Annotated in this window: 9 protein-coding genes; 1 reads left to right on the forward strand and 8 read right to left on the reverse strand. The window is 73.2% G+C overall.

Features of this window, described 5'->3' with window-relative positions; all coding sequences use genetic code 11:
- Nucleotides 1–6: 6 nt before the first annotated feature.
- The 5 genes from ACWD04_RS07530 to ACWD04_RS07550 all read right to left on the reverse strand — a co-directional run bounded on the left by ACWD04_RS07530 (nt 7) and on the right by ACWD04_RS07550 (nt 4,645).
- Nucleotides 7–885 carry an SMP-30/gluconolactonase/LRE family protein gene (locus ACWD04_RS07530; RefSeq protein ID WP_451129125.1) on the reverse strand — a complete coding sequence of 293 codons (879 nt, stop codon included), beginning with the start codon at nt 883–885 and terminating at the stop codon, nt 7–9.
- A 49-nt stretch (nt 886–934) separates the two neighbouring features.
- On the reverse strand, nt 935–1,918 hold the full coding sequence (locus ACWD04_RS07535; protein ID WP_451129127.1) for a sugar kinase: 984 nt from the start codon (nt 1,916–1,918) through the stop codon (nt 935–937).
- Nucleotides 1,915–2,580 (reverse strand): bifunctional 4-hydroxy-2-oxoglutarate aldolase/2-dehydro-3-deoxy-phosphogluconate aldolase, encoded by a 666-nt coding sequence (locus ACWD04_RS07540; RefSeq protein ID WP_451129246.1) that lies wholly within the window; start codon nt 2,578–2,580, stop codon nt 1,915–1,917. The genes ACWD04_RS07535 and ACWD04_RS07540 overlap by 4 nt, the downstream gene beginning before the upstream one ends.
- A gap of 50 nt (nt 2,581–2,630) precedes the next feature.
- Nucleotides 2,631–3,776: a galactonate dehydratase gene (gene dgoD, locus ACWD04_RS07545; RefSeq protein WP_451129128.1), complete on the reverse strand. Its 1,146-nt coding sequence runs from the start codon at nt 3,774–3,776 to the stop codon at nt 2,631–2,633.
- An 83-nt stretch (nt 3,777–3,859) separates the two neighbouring features.
- Nucleotides 3,860–4,645, reverse strand: coding sequence for an SDR family NAD(P)-dependent oxidoreductase (locus ACWD04_RS07550; protein WP_451129130.1), 786 nt, complete (start codon nt 4,643–4,645; stop codon nt 3,860–3,862).
- A gap of 191 nt (nt 4,646–4,836) precedes the next feature.
- Between ACWD04_RS07550 and ACWD04_RS07555 the strand changes: the two genes are divergently transcribed.
- Nucleotides 4,837–4,977 carry a hypothetical protein gene (locus ACWD04_RS07555; protein ID WP_451129132.1) on the forward strand — a complete coding sequence of 47 codons (141 nt, stop codon included), beginning with the start codon at nt 4,837–4,839 and terminating at the stop codon, nt 4,975–4,977.
- Between the two features lie 7 nt (nt 4,978–4,984).
- Here ACWD04_RS07555 and ACWD04_RS07560 read toward each other — a convergent pair whose 3' ends face one another.
- From ACWD04_RS07560 to ACWD04_RS07570, 3 genes are all read right to left on the reverse strand, one after another.
- Complete coding sequence (locus tag ACWD04_RS07560) at nt 4,985–5,392, reverse strand: hypothetical protein (RefSeq protein WP_451129134.1); 408 nt, start codon at nt 5,390–5,392, stop codon at nt 4,985–4,987.
- 84 nt (nt 5,393–5,476) lie between these two features.
- On the reverse strand, nt 5,477–6,877 hold the full coding sequence (locus tag ACWD04_RS07565; RefSeq protein WP_451129136.1) for an MDR family MFS transporter: 1,401 nt from the start codon (nt 6,875–6,877) through the stop codon (nt 5,477–5,479).
- Nucleotides 6,874–16,851 carry an amino acid adenylation domain-containing protein gene (locus ACWD04_RS07570; protein ID WP_451129138.1) on the reverse strand — a complete coding sequence of 3,326 codons (9,978 nt, stop codon included), beginning with the start codon at nt 16,849–16,851 and terminating at the stop codon, nt 6,874–6,876. The genes ACWD04_RS07565 and ACWD04_RS07570 overlap by 4 nt, the downstream gene beginning before the upstream one ends.

The raw sequence follows: 16,851 nt of genomic DNA on the forward strand, positions 1-16,851 counted from the left end.
GCTCACTCAGCGCGCGGCGGTCCGGTAGGCGGCCGTCGGAAGGCCCGGTACGTCGACCCGGGCCCGGAAGACGGCTCCGTCGAGCGGTCCGGGTGAGGAGAGCCCCACCCGGGCCGTGGTGACGAAGAGAGTGCGTCGGTCGTCCCCGCCCAGACATACGCCCGCGGGCTGGGCGACGGGCAGGCGCAGAACGGTGTCCAGCGTCCCGTCCGGCAGATAGCGGCGGACCTCTGCGGCGCCCCAGACGGCCGTCCAGAGGGCGCCGGCGGCGTCCACGGTCATCCCGTCGGGGCTTCCCCCCTCGATCCGGGCGAATTCCTCGGGTGCGCCGAGACCGCCGTCACGCGGGTCCACGGGGAACCGCCGCACGAGGCCGCGCGCGCTGTCCGCCAGGTACATCGTGGTGCCCTGCCGGTCGAACGCGGGGCCGTTGGGAGTCGTGATGCCGTCGAGCACGCGGGTGACCGAGCCGTCGGGGCGGACCCGGTGGAGCGAGCCCGCGTCCGGTGTCCCGTCGTACGCCATGCTCCCGGCCCAGAACCGGCCGTGCGGGTCGGCACTCCCGTCGTTCATGCGCATCGCCGTCGCCGCGCCGTCCTCGGGGGTGGCCAGCCACTCGGGCTCCGTACCGGGACCCAGCAGGCAGATGCCCGTACCAGCCGCCGCGATCCAGACGCCGGGGCGCTCGGCGACCGGCGCCACCGCGCCCAGGGGTAGGTCCTCCAGGCGGGCGAGGGTCCTCAGCACGGCCGCGTCCCCCTCCCCGTGAGGTGTCAGGAGGCGACCGGTGAGGATGTCGACGAAGACGAGCCGGCCGTCGACCCAGCGGATACCCTCACCCAGCTCCAGCCGGTCCGGGAAGTCCAAGGGCGTCAGGATGGTCATGGTGGGCGCTCCGGGCTGTCGTGGGCGGGCAGTCGTGGGCGGGCAGGAGTCAGCGGATCGCGGTGCCCGGTGCGGCGGAGAGCAGGCCGAGTTCATCGCGCCGGGGCAGTCCCTCCCAGTCGCCGTCCGAGGCGACGGCGAACGCACCGAGTGTGTTCGCGCGGGCGAGACGCTCGGCCGGCGAAAGCCCGTCGAGCAGACCGGAGAGGTATCCGGCACAGAACGCGTCGCCGGCTCCCACCGTGTCCCGTACGGGCACGCGCAGGGCGGGGAGGGAGTGCCGGGCCTCCCTGTCGTGGAACGCGGCTCCTTGTCCCCCGCGCTTGACGACCACCTCCCGCACTCCGGCGTCCAGCAGTGCGTCGACGGCTCGCTCTTCCCCGTCAGGGCCTGTCAACGCATCGGTGACGACCGGGAGTTCGTCGTCCGAGGCGATCAGGACGGTGAGATGCGGCAGCAGCGGCCGAAGCGCCCCGCCCGCCTCCTCGGCCGTCCAGAGCCGCTGCCGGTGGTTGACGTCCAGGGCCACGGTCCATCCCTGCGCGTGGGCGTGGGCGGCCGCTTCGCGCACGGCCTCCAGGGGGCCCGGGCCGAGGGCACAGGTGATGCCCGTCAGGTGGAGGATCCGGGCGCCGGCGCCGAGTGCGGGCGCGATGTCGGCGGGGGTGAGCAGTGAGGCGGCGGAGTGGCTGCGCCAGTAGTGGACGCGGACGAGGTCCGCGACGCGCTGCTCGCGGAGCATCGCGCCGGTGGGGGCCGTGGCATGGGTGGCGGCACGGGTGATGTCGACGCCTTCGCCGCGGAGCGTACGCAGGACGAGGCGGCCGGGCTCGTCGTCGCCGACGAGGCCGGCCCAGACGGCGCGGTGGCCCAGCCGGGCCAGACCGATGGCTACGTTCGACTCGGCGCCGGCGACGGTGGTCCGGGCCTGGGCGCCGACCGCCAAGGCGCCGGGCAGCTGGGCGGCGAGCATGGTCTCACCGAACGTCAGAACATCGGCGGAGGCGGCCGCCCTCCCTGGTGCGGCGGTCACACCTCCCCCTGCCTGCCGCCGGCGCAGAGCGCGACGAAACGGCGGGCGCGTGTGCGCAGGGCGGCCAGGTCGCCGCCGTGCACGGCATCGCCCACCAGCGGCGATCCGACGCCGACCGCGACTGCGCCGTGGGAGAGGTACTGCTCGGCGCGGGCGAGGTCCACTCCTCCGACGGGCACGAGAGGCATGTCGGGGAAGGGGTCGCGCAGGGCCTTCAGGTAGGCGGGGCCGCCGAGCGAGGCGGGGAACAGCTTGACGGCGTCGGCGCCCGCGCGCCGGGCCGCGACGGCCTCGGTCGGGGTGAGGGCCCCGGCCAGAACGGGCAGTCCGGCCCTGACCGACGCGGCCACGGCTTCGGTGAGGGCGGGAGTCACGATCCAGCCGGCCCCGGCGTCCTGGGCGCGGGCGACATCGTCCTCGGTCAGCACGGTGCCCGCGCCGACGACGGTCCCGGGCCCCACCTCGGCGGAGGCACGGCGTACGACTCCGAGGGCGTCGGTGGTGTTGAGGGAGACCTCGACGAGGGCCACGCCCTCCTCCGCGAGGGTCAGGACGGTACGCAGGGCGGCGTCGGCGTCGGAGCCGCGCACGATGGCGGCCAGGCGGGTGCGACGCAGCACTTCGGCGAAGGCGTCACTGTGCAGAGGGGTCTGGTGATGCATGTCGTTCACGTCCAAGAGGGTCGCGGGAAGAGCCGGCGGTCGGGGCTGGTTCACCATTCGGCGAAGGAGCCGTCGGCGTGGCGCCAGAGCGGGTTGTGCCAGTCCTGGACGGTGTTGTCGGCGGCGCGGACCGCTCGTTCGTCCACCTCGATACCGAGACCGGGGGCCGTGGTCCGCAGGAGATGTCCGTCGTGGAAGTCGAGCGGCGACGTGTCGACCAGGTAGTCCAGCGGGCCGGCGCCTACGTTGTAGTGGATGCCGATGCTCTGTTCCTGGATGAGGAAGTTCGGGGTGCTGAAGGCGATCTGAAGACTGGCGGCGAGCGAGACGGGCCCCAGCGGGCAGTGCGGTGCGAGGAGCACGTCGAAGGTCTCGGCTAGCGCGGCGATCCGGCGGACCTCGGAGATACCGCCGGCGTGGGAGAGATCGGGCTGGATGACCGCCACTCCGGCCGTCAGGGCGGGGAGCACCTCCGTACGCGAGTAGAGGCGTTCTCCGGTGGCCAGCGGCACCGGCGACGCCGCGGCCAGGTCGCGCAGCCGGTGGGTGTACTCGGGGAGCACCGGCTCCTCGACGAACAGCGGGTTGTACGGGGCGAGGTGCGGCAGGACCTTGGCGGCGTTGGCGACCGTGAACCGGCCGTGGAAGTCGACGGCGAAATCCCTGTCGTCGCCGAGTGCTTCGCGTGCGGCGGCTGCGCGGGAGACGACTTCGTCGATGTCGCGGGTGGTCGCCAGCCGGTTCATCCGTCCGGAGGCGTTCATCTTCACGGCGGTGAATCCGGCCTCGACCTGCTCCCGCACGGCGTCGGCGATCTGGCCCGGCTCGTCCCCGCCGACCCAGGTGTAGGCCCGCACCCGGTCGCGCACGGGGCCGCCGAGCAGCTGGTGCACGGGGGCGCCGTAGACCTTTCCCGCTATGTCCCAGAGCGCTTGGTCCAGTCCGGCGACCGCGCTGGAGAGGATCGGTCCGCCACGGTAGAAAGACCCCTTGGTCATGGTCTGCCAGTGGCCCTCGATCCTCAGCGGGTCCTGCCCCACGAGGAGCTCCGACAGCTCGTGCACGGCGGCGCGGACCGTGGCCGCGCGGCCCTCGACCACCGGCTCGCCCCAGCCGACGACGCCGTCGTCCGTCTCGACTCGGCACAACAGCCAGCGGGGCGGCACCGCGAACGTCTCGACGCGGGTGATCTTCATTCTTCTCCTTGATACGGCCGGGCGCGGCCGGGCGGACGGCGCACCGGGCACGGGCATCCTTCGTGGCGGGGAGGGCGCGGGGTTCAGGCGCTCGTCTTGTAGGCGCTCCAGCCACCGTCGACGACCAGCGAGGCACCGGTGATGAAGGAGGCGTCCTCGCTCAGAAGGAAGGCGGTCGCTCCGGCGACCTCTTCGGGCCGCCCGAGCCTCCCTGCCACGGTCTGCTCGGCGCTGCTGCGCCGGTCCTCCTCACCGATGCCGTCCCAGGCGCGGGTGAGCACGGGCCCGGGAAGAAGGGCGTTGACGCGGACGTGGGGCCCGTATTCGACGGCCAACTGCCGGGCCAGGCCGGTCAGTCCCGCCTTCGCCGAGGCGTAGGCGGGGCGGCCCGGCAGTCCGACGAGGGCGTGGACCGAGGAAATCAGGACGGCGCTGCCCTGGGTGGCGCGCAGGTCGTCCAGGCAGGCGCGGAAGCCGAGGAACGCGCCGGTCAGGGTGACCCCGAGCTGCTGGTTCCACTGGTCGAGCGTCGTGTCGTGGGCGGGTGCGACGCGTACGGCGTAGGCGTTGGAGACAAGCGCCGAGACGGGCCCGAACGCGTCGTGCACGGCGTCCAGCGCGGACACCCACGCGCCCTCGTCACTCACATCGGTGCGGTGGAAGAGGGCTTCTCCCCCGGCGTCCCGGATGGCACGGGCGGTGCGCTCGCCCTCCTCGGCGTCGATGTCAGCGACCAGGACCCGGGCCCCCTCGTCCGCGAGACGCCGGGCGGTGGCGGCGCCGATACCCCCGGCCGCTCCCGTGACCACGACGGCACGTCCGTCGAAACGGCGCGGCCCCACGGGCGTCTGCGGGTCTGTGGACGGCATGGGGCGGCTCCGGAGACTGCGGCGCGGACGGCGTTCGGACGGTCGGCGGGTGCCCGGGGACAACCACCTAGGTTATTAAATATGAATTATTGCTGGACGCCAATACATGCGCCTGAGGTCCTCCTCACAGCGGGTCACCCGCCGCAGGACGACGCCACAGAACCCCCGCATTCGGGCGACGGGGCGTGCGCGTGCCGGAGGCAGCCCGCCTCCGGACATGCCAGATCCTGCTCGTCTACACCGCCGAGCCCGCCTCCCGCTCCGCGGAAGTCCTCAGCTTCCTCTCCGGCTGGAGCGGCACACTTCTGAAGGCCTCACAACAACAACCGTGATGCGCGCTCATGGTTTCGGCCGGGCCTTCTGCCGTGCACGCTCATCGGACTCCTGCATCTCGAGGATCCGGAAGACATGGGCGCTCGCCCTTTTCCGCGCGCTACCGCTGGTGAACAGCGCCGCACCCGCGACCGCGGGCGGCACGGCGAGGACTCCGAGCCCCAGCAGTTCCGGCCAGTCGCGCTCGACGGCGCACAGCCGGCCCGTGCCCTGGCTGTACGTCCTGCTCTCACTGTCGTGGAAGATCGGGGCGTCACAAGCGATTTCATCGTGGTGGTCGTGCACGCTGAAAGGCATCAGCAGCAGGTAGCCCAGCCAGAGGAACAGGGCTGCCGAGACCGCCATCAGGCCGGCCCCCCAGCTCTGCTGCCGTCCGGCCCAGCGGTCGAATTCCTGGCGCGCGGGCCATTGCATGAGACGTCCCCGTCGGTTGTCCGGCTTGCTTGCCGCCGAAGATCGTACGTGCGTCGGGCCTTGCCCGGCATCGGCAGGGGCGCGTCATGGCTTACGGGCCTGGGTCCGGGGCAGCCTCGTGGCTCCGGCGGCGGCGAGCAGGCAGAAACCGAGCACCCACCAGAAGGTGTCGGCGAACGCCCGGGCGACATCCGGGCCTCGGACGGAGAGCCGGCTCTCCAGGACCACGGCGAGGGCGGCGGTTCCCACCGAACCGCCCACCGTGTTCAGCAGGTTGAGCGCTCCGGACGCACGGGGCAGCTGTTCGGGCTCGATGCGGCTGTAGACGATGTTCATCACGGGCGCGCCGACCATCGCCATCCCGAGGCCACGGACCGCGAGTGCCGCGGCGATCGCGGCGTCCGGGACCTCGTGGCCGAGCTGGGTGAAGGGCACCGTACCCGCCACGATCAGGACGATGCCGGTCACCACCGAGGTCCGCGGCGCGACCTTGTCGATGGTGCGGTTGACCAGGATCGACCCGGCGGCCGCGCCCAGCCCCTGGGGGGCGAGCAGGAGCCCGGCCTCCCACGGCGAGAGCCCCCGGCTCGTCTGGAAGTACAGCGGCAGCAGGAACATCGTGCCGAACACCGAAGCGCCCAGTACCAGCAGCGCGAGGGCGGCAGCGCCGAAGGGCGGCCGGGCGAACAGCCGGGGGTCGACCAGCGGGGTGCGGCGGGTGCGCAGCCCGTGCACGGTGAAGCCGGCCAGCATCGCCATTCCCACCCCCACGCCGGCGACAGCCGGGAGGGTACGGCCCTGGGCCACCTCGGTCAGCCCGTACACCAGCATGGCAAGGCCGGGCGAGAGCAGCAGAACCCCTCGCAGGTCGAACGGTGTCCGCCGCGTCGACGGCGGCACCGTGGGCACGTAGCGGCGGGCGAGCAGCAGGGCGATCCCACCGATCGGCAGGTTGATCAGGAACAGCCACGGCCACGACGCCACGCCGAGGACGGAGCCGCCGACCAGCGGGCCGAACACCGGTGACAGCAGCGGGACGACCGCGACCACGCTGATCACCCGCCCGGTTCGTCCGGGGCCCGCGATGCGGGCCAGCAGCGCCTGCCCGGTCGCGGGCAGCAGCCCGCCGCCGAGCCCCTGGATCACCCGGAAGACGATCAGACTGGTCGCCGACCAGGCCAGCGCGCACAGAACGGAGCCGAGCAGGAACACGCCCACGGCGGCGAGCCATGTCCGCCGTCCGCCGAACCGGTCGGCCAGCCAGCCGGACGCGGGCACGGCCGCCACCACGGCCAGCAGATAGGCCGTGGTGACCCACTGGATCTCCGCGACGGACCCGCCGAACTCGTCGGTCAGGACGTCGATGCCGACGCTGATGATGGTGGCGTCCAACGTGGCCATGAAGGTGCCGAGCACCAGGATGAACGCGACCCGCAGCAGATGCCGGTCCACCCGCTCGGCGGGCGGTGCGACGTCCCCGCTCATCGCTCCTCCAGGAGGCCGAGCACGTCGTTGTCGAGGTGCTTGTCCAGCGTTCGGAGCAGGTCGAGCAGTTCCTCGGCGAGCCCGTCGACGTCCGCGCCGGACCGGTGGGCGAGCACGCCGGTCCAGCCGTCGCCGTCCGGCATGACCGTCAGGGTCACCGGGTGGTGCGTGGCCTCACGGAAGCGGGTTCCGACGACCGTGAGCCCGGGGGCGGGTTCGCGGAGCCGTTCCGGGTCTACCGGGTAGTTCTCGAACACCACCAGACTGTCGAACAGCCTGTGCCGTCCGGTCAGACGTTCCAAGTCGGACAGGGCGACGTGCTGGTCCTCCACCAGGGCACGCTGCCGTGCCTGGAGGTCGGCGAGCGTCTCGGCGAGGGTGCCGTCGAGCCGTGCTCGTACGGGGACGGTGTTGGCCAGCAGCCCGATGATCTCCTCGACGCCCTCCAGCTCCGGGGGACGGCAGGCGACCATGGCGCCGAAGCAGACGTCCGTGCGGCCGGAGCGCCGGGCGAGAAGCACCGACCAGGCGCCCTGCACCAGGGTGTTCCGGGTCAGACCGCGCCGTGCGGCGAGGTGGGTGAGGTCGGCCACCAGAGCCGGGTCGAACGCGATGACCTCGGGTGCCGGCCGTTCCTGACCGGGCAGGCCGTCGCTCAGGTAGTCGCCTTCGGGCAGTCCGTCCAGCTCGGCCGCCCAGGCCGAGAGGCCGGGCTCGTGGTCGGCGCACCAGCGCAGGTAGCCGGTGAACGGCACGGGGGCGGGCAGGTCCGGAGCCCCGCCGTGGACCCGGGCCGTGTAGAGGGCGAACAGCTCGGTGAGGATGCGCGGGGCGGACCAGCCGTCGGAGAGCACGTGATGGGTGGTCAGAACCAGGTCGGCACGCTCGGGGCCGAGCCGGATCACGGTCAGGCGGACCAGTGGGCCCCGTCCCAGGTCGAAGGGCTCGGCCAGGTCGGCGGCCAGCACTTCCCGGGCGGGCCCGTCGGTCACTCGGAAGTCCGGCAGGAGCGACGTGGGGATCACCGCCAGTGAGGCGGGGAACACCGCGCCCAGGTTCGGGTGGCGGGCCAGCAGGTCGGCGCCCGCGGCGCGAAGGGCGTCGACGTCGAGCGCGCCGGCGAGGGAGAACGCGGACTGCACGGTGTACGGGTCCGGGCGTTCGGTGCGCGAATGCCGCAGCATCACCTCCTGCAACGGGGTCAGCGGGAGCACTTCGGCGACCTGGCGGGACGGTCCGAGCTCCGTGATCTCCGGTGCGGCGGCGGTGCGCAGGAGCGCGGTCCTCAGGTGCCCGGCGAGGTCCTCGATCTCGGCGGCGGTGAACAGTGCGGAGGGCCAGGTGATCCGGACCCCGAGCACGTCGTCGCGTACGAGGGCGTTGACCATCAGGCTGTGGGGCAGGGGCATCGCGTCGGAGCCGCCCGAGCCGAGCGGATCGGCGTCCGGGGGCGCCTGCCACGGGGTCTCCTCGGCCGGTGCGCCCGGGTAGCGGCCGAGGTAGTTCCAGGCGACCTCCGGTTCCACGGGGTCCAGCAGACCCGCCGCGGTGAGGACGCCGTGGCCGAGGCCGTCGCCCTGTGCGCGCAGCCGCTCCCTGACCGCCTGCACGTCGTCGTCGGCGTCGAGCAGCACGGGGTGGACGGCGGTGAACCAGCCGACGGTCTGGGACAGGTCGACCTGCCGGGGGCGGCCGTGGCTCTCCAGTGCGACCAGGAGACGCGGCGTCCCGCGCCAGGCCCGTACCGCCTGAGCGAGCGCCGTCAGCAGGACGGCGTCCGGCGTGGTGCGGTAGGCGGCGGGCAGGGTCGTGATCAGGGCGCGGGTCGAGTCGGCGTCGAGACGGATCTCGTGGTGCGTCGCGGTGGCCACGGTGTCCTCGGCCGGGTCGAGCGGACGGGCGAGTGCCTGAGTGGCCCTCATCCGCTGCCAGTGCGGCAGTTCGGCGCTCCGGTCGGCGTCGTGCAGGTAACGCGCCCAAGCCAGGAACGACTGGCCGTGCCGGATGAGAGCTCCGCCGGACCAGGCGTGTTCCACGTCGTCGAGCAGGACACGCCAGGACACACCGTCGATGACCAGGTGATGGGCGACCAGGACGAGCCGGCCCGGCCGGTCCTCCCCCGCGTCCACCCACACCGCGCGCAGCAGCGGACCTGTGCGCGGGTCCATCGACTCCCGTGCCGCTGCGGTCGCGGCGTCGGCTGCGGCCCGCAGGCCGTCGTCCGCCGGTACGCGGGTCAGTACGTCGGCCCCGGACACCACTCCGACGGCCGGAATGCGCAACATGTCGTCGGCCAGGTGGGCCCGCAGCACGTCGTGACGGGCCAGCAGCGCGTCGAGCACTGCCTGCCAGGCCGTCTCGTCGCCCCCCGGCGGGACACAGATCTCCACCCACTGGCAGAACCCGTCCGCGGCGGCCCCCGCGCGGCGCAGCAGGTCCCGCATGACCGGGGTCAGCGGCGCGTCCCCCACGGCGGGTGCCTCGCCGCCGTCGAGGTCGCGGGCCCGGGCGGCTATCCCGGCGACCGTCTCTCCCTCGAAGACGTCGCGTGCGTTCAGGCCGAGCCCGTGGCGCCGCGCCCGCGACACCACTTGCAGCGACACGATGCTGTCTCCGCCGACGGCGAAGAAGTCGTCGTCGAGGCCGATGTCGTCGGTGCCCAGGACATCGCGGAACACTCCGAGCAACACCGCTTCGGCCTCGGTGGCGGGTTCGCGCCGCGTCGCGGCAGTGGTCTCGGGAGCCGGCAGCGCGGAGGCGTCGAGCTTGCCGCCGGGGCTCAGCGGCAGCTGGTCGATCGGCACGAGCGCCGTCGGCACCATGTGGTCGGGCAGTTGCTCCGCCAGGTAGGCACGCAGCCGTGCGGTGTCCATGTCGGCCTCGTCGGTCGGGATGACGTAGCCGACGAGCCTGCCCTCCCGCATGATCACGGCACAGGCCCGTACGTCGGGATGGCTGGTCAGGGTGGACTCGATCTCGCCCAGTTCGACCCGGAAGCCGCGGATCTTGACCTGGTGGTCGGCGCGGCCGAGGAACACCAGTTGTCCGTCCGGCCGCCACCGCACGAGGTCGCCCGTGCGGTAGATGCGCTCCCCGGGCGGGCCGAACGGGTCGGCGACGAACGTCGCGGAGGTCAGACCGGGGCGTTTGAGGTAGCCGCGGGCCAGGCTCGGCCCGCCGAGGTACAGCTCGCCCGTCACGCCGATGCCGACCGGCTGGAGCCCGCCGTCGAGGACGTAGGCGCGGACGTCGGGGTCCGGGCGGCCGATGGGTAGCGGCCCTGTGTCGTCCGGGTCGTACCGCCACGTCGTGGAGTTGATCGTGACCTCGGTCGGCCCGTATGCGTTGAACAGCGCCTTGCGGCCCTGGCCCCAGCGTCGCGCCAGTTCGGGGTCGAGGCGCTCGGCGCCGACGACGAAGAACACGCCGGGGTCGACGGTGCGGTCGTCGGGCATCGCGGCCAGGAACGAGGGGAGCAGGTTCACCCCGGTCACCCGGTGCTCGACGATGTAGTCGAGGAGTTCGTCGCCGGGGACGCGCACCTCCTCGGGTGCGATCACGGACGTGCCGCCGGAGAGCAGCGGCACCATGGTCTGCCAGAACGCGACGTCGAAGCTGGTCGAGGCGAAGTGCAGGTAGCGGTCGTGCTCGGTGACTCCGACGACCTCCTCCTGGAGCGCGACGAGGTCGGGCACGCCCCGATGGGTCACACCGACGCCCTTGGGCCGTCCGGTGGTGCCGGAGGTGTAGATGACGTAGGCGAGCGCGTCCTCGGTGAGTGCGGCACGTGCCTCGGCCGGGTCGGTGTCCGGCACCGACGCGAGCGTGGCCGGGTCGTCCAGCCTCAGTACGGGGACGTCGCGGGCCACGGGCAGTTCGGCGCCGGTTGTCACGGCGGCGGCCGGAGCGATGTCGTCGAACATGTAGGCGAGCCGCTCGCGCGGGTAACTCGCGTCCATGGGTATGTACACGGCGCCTGCCTTGGCCACGCCGAACAGGGCTACGGTCATCTCGATGTCGCGTCCGAGCAGAACCGCGACCGGGTCCTGGGGCCGGACTCCGCGCGCGATCAGCGCGTGGGCGAGCCGGTTGGCCTGCCGGTCCAGCTCGGCGTAGCTGAGGCTGCGGTCGCGGCAGACGAGGGCCTCGGCCCGGGGCTTGCGGTCCACCCAGGCGGCGAACTCGTCGAGCCAGTGGCCACGGGGCCTGGCGGCGACGACGTCGGTGCCGGTGCGCAGCATCCGCTCTCGCTCGTCGGAGTCGAGCGCGGGCAGCCGCACCGCGGGCCGCGCCGGGTCGTCGACGATCTCCCGGAGGAGATTGTGCAGCCAGCGGCCGTAGTCGCGCACGGTCGACTCGGCGAAGGCGCGCGGCTGGTAGCCGAGGCCGATGGTGATCTCGTCATCGGGGATCACGATGACGGTCAGCGCGTAGTGGGTGGCGTCGGTGATGTCCACCCCCGCGAGCTCGAGCCCGGGGGCGAGCGGGGTGCGCTTCCGGCTGGACAGCGGGAAGTTCTCCATCACCAGCATCGTGTCGAAGAGTTCACCGATGCCCGTCGCCCGCTGGATCTCGGGCAGACCGACGTGGTGGTGCTCGGCCAGCGCGACGCTCTCGGCGTGCACCTGTGCCATGAGGGCACGCGCCGACGTGTCCCGGGTGTGCCGGACGCGTACCGGGATCGTGGTGCCGAGCTGGCCGATCATCGACTCCACTCCGTCGACCTCGGCGGGCCGCCCGGAGACCGGACAGCCGAACACGGTGTCGAGGCGCCCGGTGAGCCTGCCCAGCAGCAGTCCCCACGCCGTCTGGAGCACCGTGGTCAGGGTGACACCCTCCTCGCGGGCGAACGCGCGGAGCCGGTCGCTGAACTCGCGGCCCAGACCGACGGTTTCGCGGCCGGGCCGCTCGATCGCGGTCCCCCCGGTGACCGCGGGTGCCAGCCGCGTCGCCTCGTCGACGCCGTCCAGGGCGTCCCGCCACGCGGCGAGCGACACCTCCCGGTCCCGGCCCGCCAGCCACCGGAAGTACTCCGACAGCGGCGGAGCGGTGAGCGCGACGGGCCCACCGCTCAACTCGGCGTAGAGGGCGAGCAGCGTGCGGCCGACCAGCGGCATCGACCAGCCGTCGAGCAGGGCGTGGTGATTGGTGATCACCAGCTTGTGCTCGGCGGGACCGACACGGGACAGCAGGAAGCGGATCAGTGGCGGACGGGTCGGATCGAACGGACGCTCGAGATCGGCGCGGGCGGCTTCGGGGAAACGGTCGTCCGCCCGCCAGTCCAGGGAGACTTCAGAGGGGATCACCTGCACCACGTCGTCCCCGGCCGTGCCCAGGTGCACGCGCAGAGCGGGGTGGCGGCGCAGCAGTTCGCGCGCGGCCTCGGCCATGCGGTCCGCATCCAGCTCGCCGACCAGGGTGGTCACGGCCTGGACGACGTAGACGTCGGTCTCGTCGTCGTCACGGACCAGGGTGTGGAAGGACAGCCCGACCTGCAGGGGTGTGGCAGGCAGTACGTCGGCGATGCGGCCGGTCCGTTCGAGCGTGTCGATGGCGCTCTGGTCGAGGTCGAGCAGCGGGAGGTCGGACGGGGTGAGCCCGCCCGGGGTGTGGCGCGCGTGCGCGGCCAGCGTGTCCAGTGCCGCGGCCCAGGCCGTCTGCAGGGCAGTCACGACGTCGGTGCCGAGGACTTCGGTCGCCGCCGTCCACTCGACGGCGAGCCGTGGCGCGCCTTCCTCGTGGACGAAGCAGTTGAGGGCCAGCACCTGCTCCAGCGCCTTGGCGTCAGGCTCGGTCACCGAGAAGGCGTCGTGCTCCGGCAGGCGCCATCCGGACGCGGACAACGGGGCGAACCGGCCCAGGTAGTTCAGAAGTACGTCCGGGGGCGGGGTGGCCGAGAGTTCGGCGCCGGCCTCCGGGTCCAGGTGGCGCAGGACGCCGTATCCGATGCCGCCGTCGGGAAGGCCGCGCCTGGCCTCCTTGGCTGCGCGCAGCGTGCGCCCCACGTCGTCGGCCGCCGGGACGCGGACCGGGTACTCGCTGGTGAACCAGCCGACCGTACGGGCCAGGTCGAGGTGTTCGCGGCCGTGGCCCTCCATCGAGACGGTCACCTCGTCCCCGGACAGGCCCCAGCGCCGCAGGGCGAGTACGAGCGCGGCCAGCAGCACCTCGTCGACTCCGGCACGGTACGCCGCGGGCAGGGTCGTCAGCAGTGCCTCGGTGACCTCGGGCGAGGCCACGGTGACCGAACGGTGGGCGGTCGAGACCGTGTCCCGCGCCGGGTCCAGCGGCCGGGTGCCCAGCCGGGACGCGGAGGCGAGCGCTGCCCGCCAGTGGTCGAGTTCGCCCCGTCGCGCACCGGACGCCCCCTGGCCGGCGAGCAGCAGGGCGTGCCGCCGCCAGGACGCCCCGACCCGGTCCAGGGCGCCACCCGTGCAGGCCGTGTGCAGGTCGGGCAGCAGGACGCGCCAGGACACGCCGTCCATGGCGAGGTGATGCACGACGACGACCAGCCGGTCCGGTGTGCCGTCACCGGTACGGAGCAGGGCCACCCGCAACAGGTCGCCCCTCCTCGGATCGAGTTCCCCCGCCATCCGCCCTGCCAGGGCGGTCACGTCCTCGTCGCGTACCTCGTCGACGACCGCCCCCACCGCACCGCGGGGCAGCACTTCCAGGCCGGCGTCCGCCCGCAGCCGCAGGGCGTCGTGGTGGTCGAGCACGGCCTGTACGCCGGTGACCAGGTCGTCGTGGTCCAGGCTGTCGACACTCAGGGCGGTCCACTGCGCGTACCCGGCGACGACGTCGACGTCCGGATGCGGGTCGAGCAGGCCCCGCACGATCGGCGGCGCGGGCACGGGCCCGATCGGGTCGTCCACCGGCTCGGGCACGTCCTCCAGCAGCTCGGCGGAGGCGGCCAGGGCGGCGAAGCTGCGGCGTGCCAGCAGGTCCCGCGGCCGCAGCCCCAGGCCCGCGGCCCGCAGCCTGCTGCTGACGGTGATCGCGGTGATGCTGTCCCCGCCGAGGGCGAAGAAGTCGTCGTCCACCCCGACCCGCTCGACGTCGAACACTTCGGCGAGGGCGACGCAGAGCAGGCGCTCCCGCTCGGTGCCCGGCTCCCGGCCGCCGCCGGCCGATGCGGGCCCGGGCAGGGCGGCGCGGTCGAGCTTGCCGTTGGGCGTGACCGGCAGCGCGGCGAGCACCACCACCGCCGCGGGCACCAGATGGTCGGGCAGCCGCTCAGCGAGGTGTGCGCGCACCTCGTCCCCGGTGACCGAGGTGGACACGACATAACCGATCAGCCGGGACGACAGCACCCTGGCGGCCGCCGCGGTGACCCCGGGGACAGCCGCGAGGGCGGACTCGACCTCGCCGGTCTCCACCCGGTGCCCGCGGATCTTGACCTGCCCGTCGGCCCGGCCTCCGTACGCGAGACCCCTGCCTGGCACCCACCGGGCCAGGTCGCCGGTGCGGTACATCCGCTCCCCCGGTGCGCCGAACGGGTCGGCGACGAAACGCTCGGCAGTGGCTCCCGGCCTGCCGAGGTAGCCGCGGGCCAGGTGGGGCCCCGCCAGGTACAGCTCACCCGTCGTGCCGGGGGGTACCGGTTGCAGCGCGCTGTCCAGCACATAGGTCCGGGTTCCCGCGAGCGGGTGGCCGATCGTCGGCTCGCCGCCGTCGATCCGCGCGGTGGTGCTGTCCACGGTCGCCTCGGTCGGCCCGTAGATGTTGCACGCGGTCGTCCCCGACTCGGCGACCCGCCGCCACAGGGCGGGCGAGGTGGCTTCTCCGCCGAGGACCAGCAGCGTCGGCCGCCGGTCCAGCAGGCCGCCCTCGACCAGGGGCAGGGCCATCGACGGCGTGGTGTCCACGATGTCGATGCCGTCGCGGTCGTACACGGCGAGCAGTGCGTCGGCGTCGCGAATGGTCTCCGCGTCGTAGACGTGCAGTTCGTGTCCGCACAGGAGCCACACCAGGTGGTCGAAGGCTGAGTCGAAGGCGAACGAGTAGGTGTGAGCGGCGCGCAGCCGCCTGCCCGCGGCCTGTTCGGCCTCCGCGACGACCGTGGACCGCTGGTGGTGCAGCAGCGCGGCCAGGCCGCCCACCCGGCCGAGTACGCCCTTGGGGCGCCCGGTCGACCCGGAGGTGTGGATCACGTAGGCGAGGTGCTGGGGGTGCCGGGGCGCAGCCAGCTCGTCGGCCGTCAGCGGTGCGCCGGACAGGTCGTCGGCCTCGCCGAGCAGGGTGCTCCACGGCAGCCCGTCGAGCGTGCCGTCGGTCACCACCAAAGCGGGGCGGGCGTCGTCGATCAGATCGCGCAGCCGCTCGGGCGGGTACGCGGCGTCAAGGGGCAGGAAGGCGGCGCCCGCGTCCAGCACCGCCAGCAGGGCGGTCACCGAGTCGGCCGAGCGCGGCAGAGCGAGGGCGACGACGTCGTCGGGCCCGATCCCGCGGGCCCGCAGCGCACGGGCCAGCCGGTGCACCCGGCCCGCCAGGTCCGCCGCGCTCAGCCGCTCGTCACCACAGACCAGGGCCGTATGCCCGGGATGGGCGGCGGCCATCGTGTCGAAGGCGGTGGGCACGTCCACCGGCGTGCCGGGCAGCGCGGGCGGGCACCAGGCCGCCATCAGTCCGTCCACGTCGTCCGTCATGGCGACGCGTCCGACGGGCCGGCCGTCGACGAGCGCGGCCAGCAGGGTCCGCAGCCCGGCCAGCAGACTGTCGACCGCCGCCTGGTCGTTGGTCCGCGCGTCGACCTCGAAGCCGAGCAGCAGCCCGCCGTCGCGGGTCGGCAGGACACTCAGGCCCATGTCCTCGGGCGGGCCGCCCGCGACGTTACGCATCACACCGCCGGACCCGGCGAAGTCGATCGCCAGGTCGAACGCCTTGAGGTTGACACCGCGTCCGTGCAACAGCGCGCCGGCGCCTGGGACGCCGAGGTCCTGCGGCAGGTCCTCGCCTCTGTACCGCTGGTGGTCGCGCATCTCGCGCATGGCGGAGGACACCCTCCGGCTCAGCTCGCCGAGCCGGTCGCGGCCTCGCACGGTCACCCGCAGCGGCAGCACGTTGACCGCCATGGCGGGGGTGCGCAGTTCGACGGAGCCTGCCCGGCACATCAGCGGCAGCGCGAACACCACGTCGGTGCGGGCCAGCATGCGGTGCAGGAAGGCGGCGTAACCGGCGATCAGCACCTCACCCCACGTGACGCCCTCACCGTCGGCGAACGCCCGCAGCCGGGCAGTTTCTTCGGGCGTGAGGACTGCGCGGGCGGTCAGGGTGCGGTCCGGCGCACCGTCTGCGGTGCCGGGATCACCGTGGGAGCCGAGTCCGGGGAGCGGGGTGAACCGCTCGACCCAGTACGCGCGGTCCTCGGCGAACCGGTCGCTGTCACGGTATGCCTGGTCCGCGGCGACGAGGTCGGCGAAGGCGCCGAAGGTCGACCGGGCAGGCTCCTTCCCCCGTACCAGGGCGGTGTAGCGGGCGCCGGTGCGGCGGGCGAGCATCGCGGCGGTGTAGCCGTCGAAGACCAGATGGTGGCCGAGCTGGGTGTACCACACCTCGCGGTCGGACAGCCGGATGACGGTGCGTGACCAGAGCGGCCGGTCCAGCATCCCCCGGCATTCCTCGCCCGCCCGCGCCCGCTCGGCATCGACCAGCGCCTGGGCGGCGGACACGGGATCGGGCGCCGCACTGACGTCGTGCACCTCGGGTCGCTCGACCGGCTCCTCGCTGACCCTCTGGCGTGGCCCTTCCGGAGTGTCGTACACCCGCAGGCGGAGTGTCTCGGCCTCTTCCGTGGTCGCCCGGACCGCCTCGGCCAGCGCGTCGACGTCCACCGGCTCGGTGCCGGATATCTCGACGACGTCACCGACGACGTAGTACGGCGAGTCCGGCTCCAGGCGCTGCGCGTTCCATATACCCAACTGGGCGCGGGTCAGGGCGAGAAGGCCGTCCGAGGCCACGCTTGCGGTGCTCAA

The organism is Streptomyces sp. NPDC002911 (assembly GCF_053591835.1).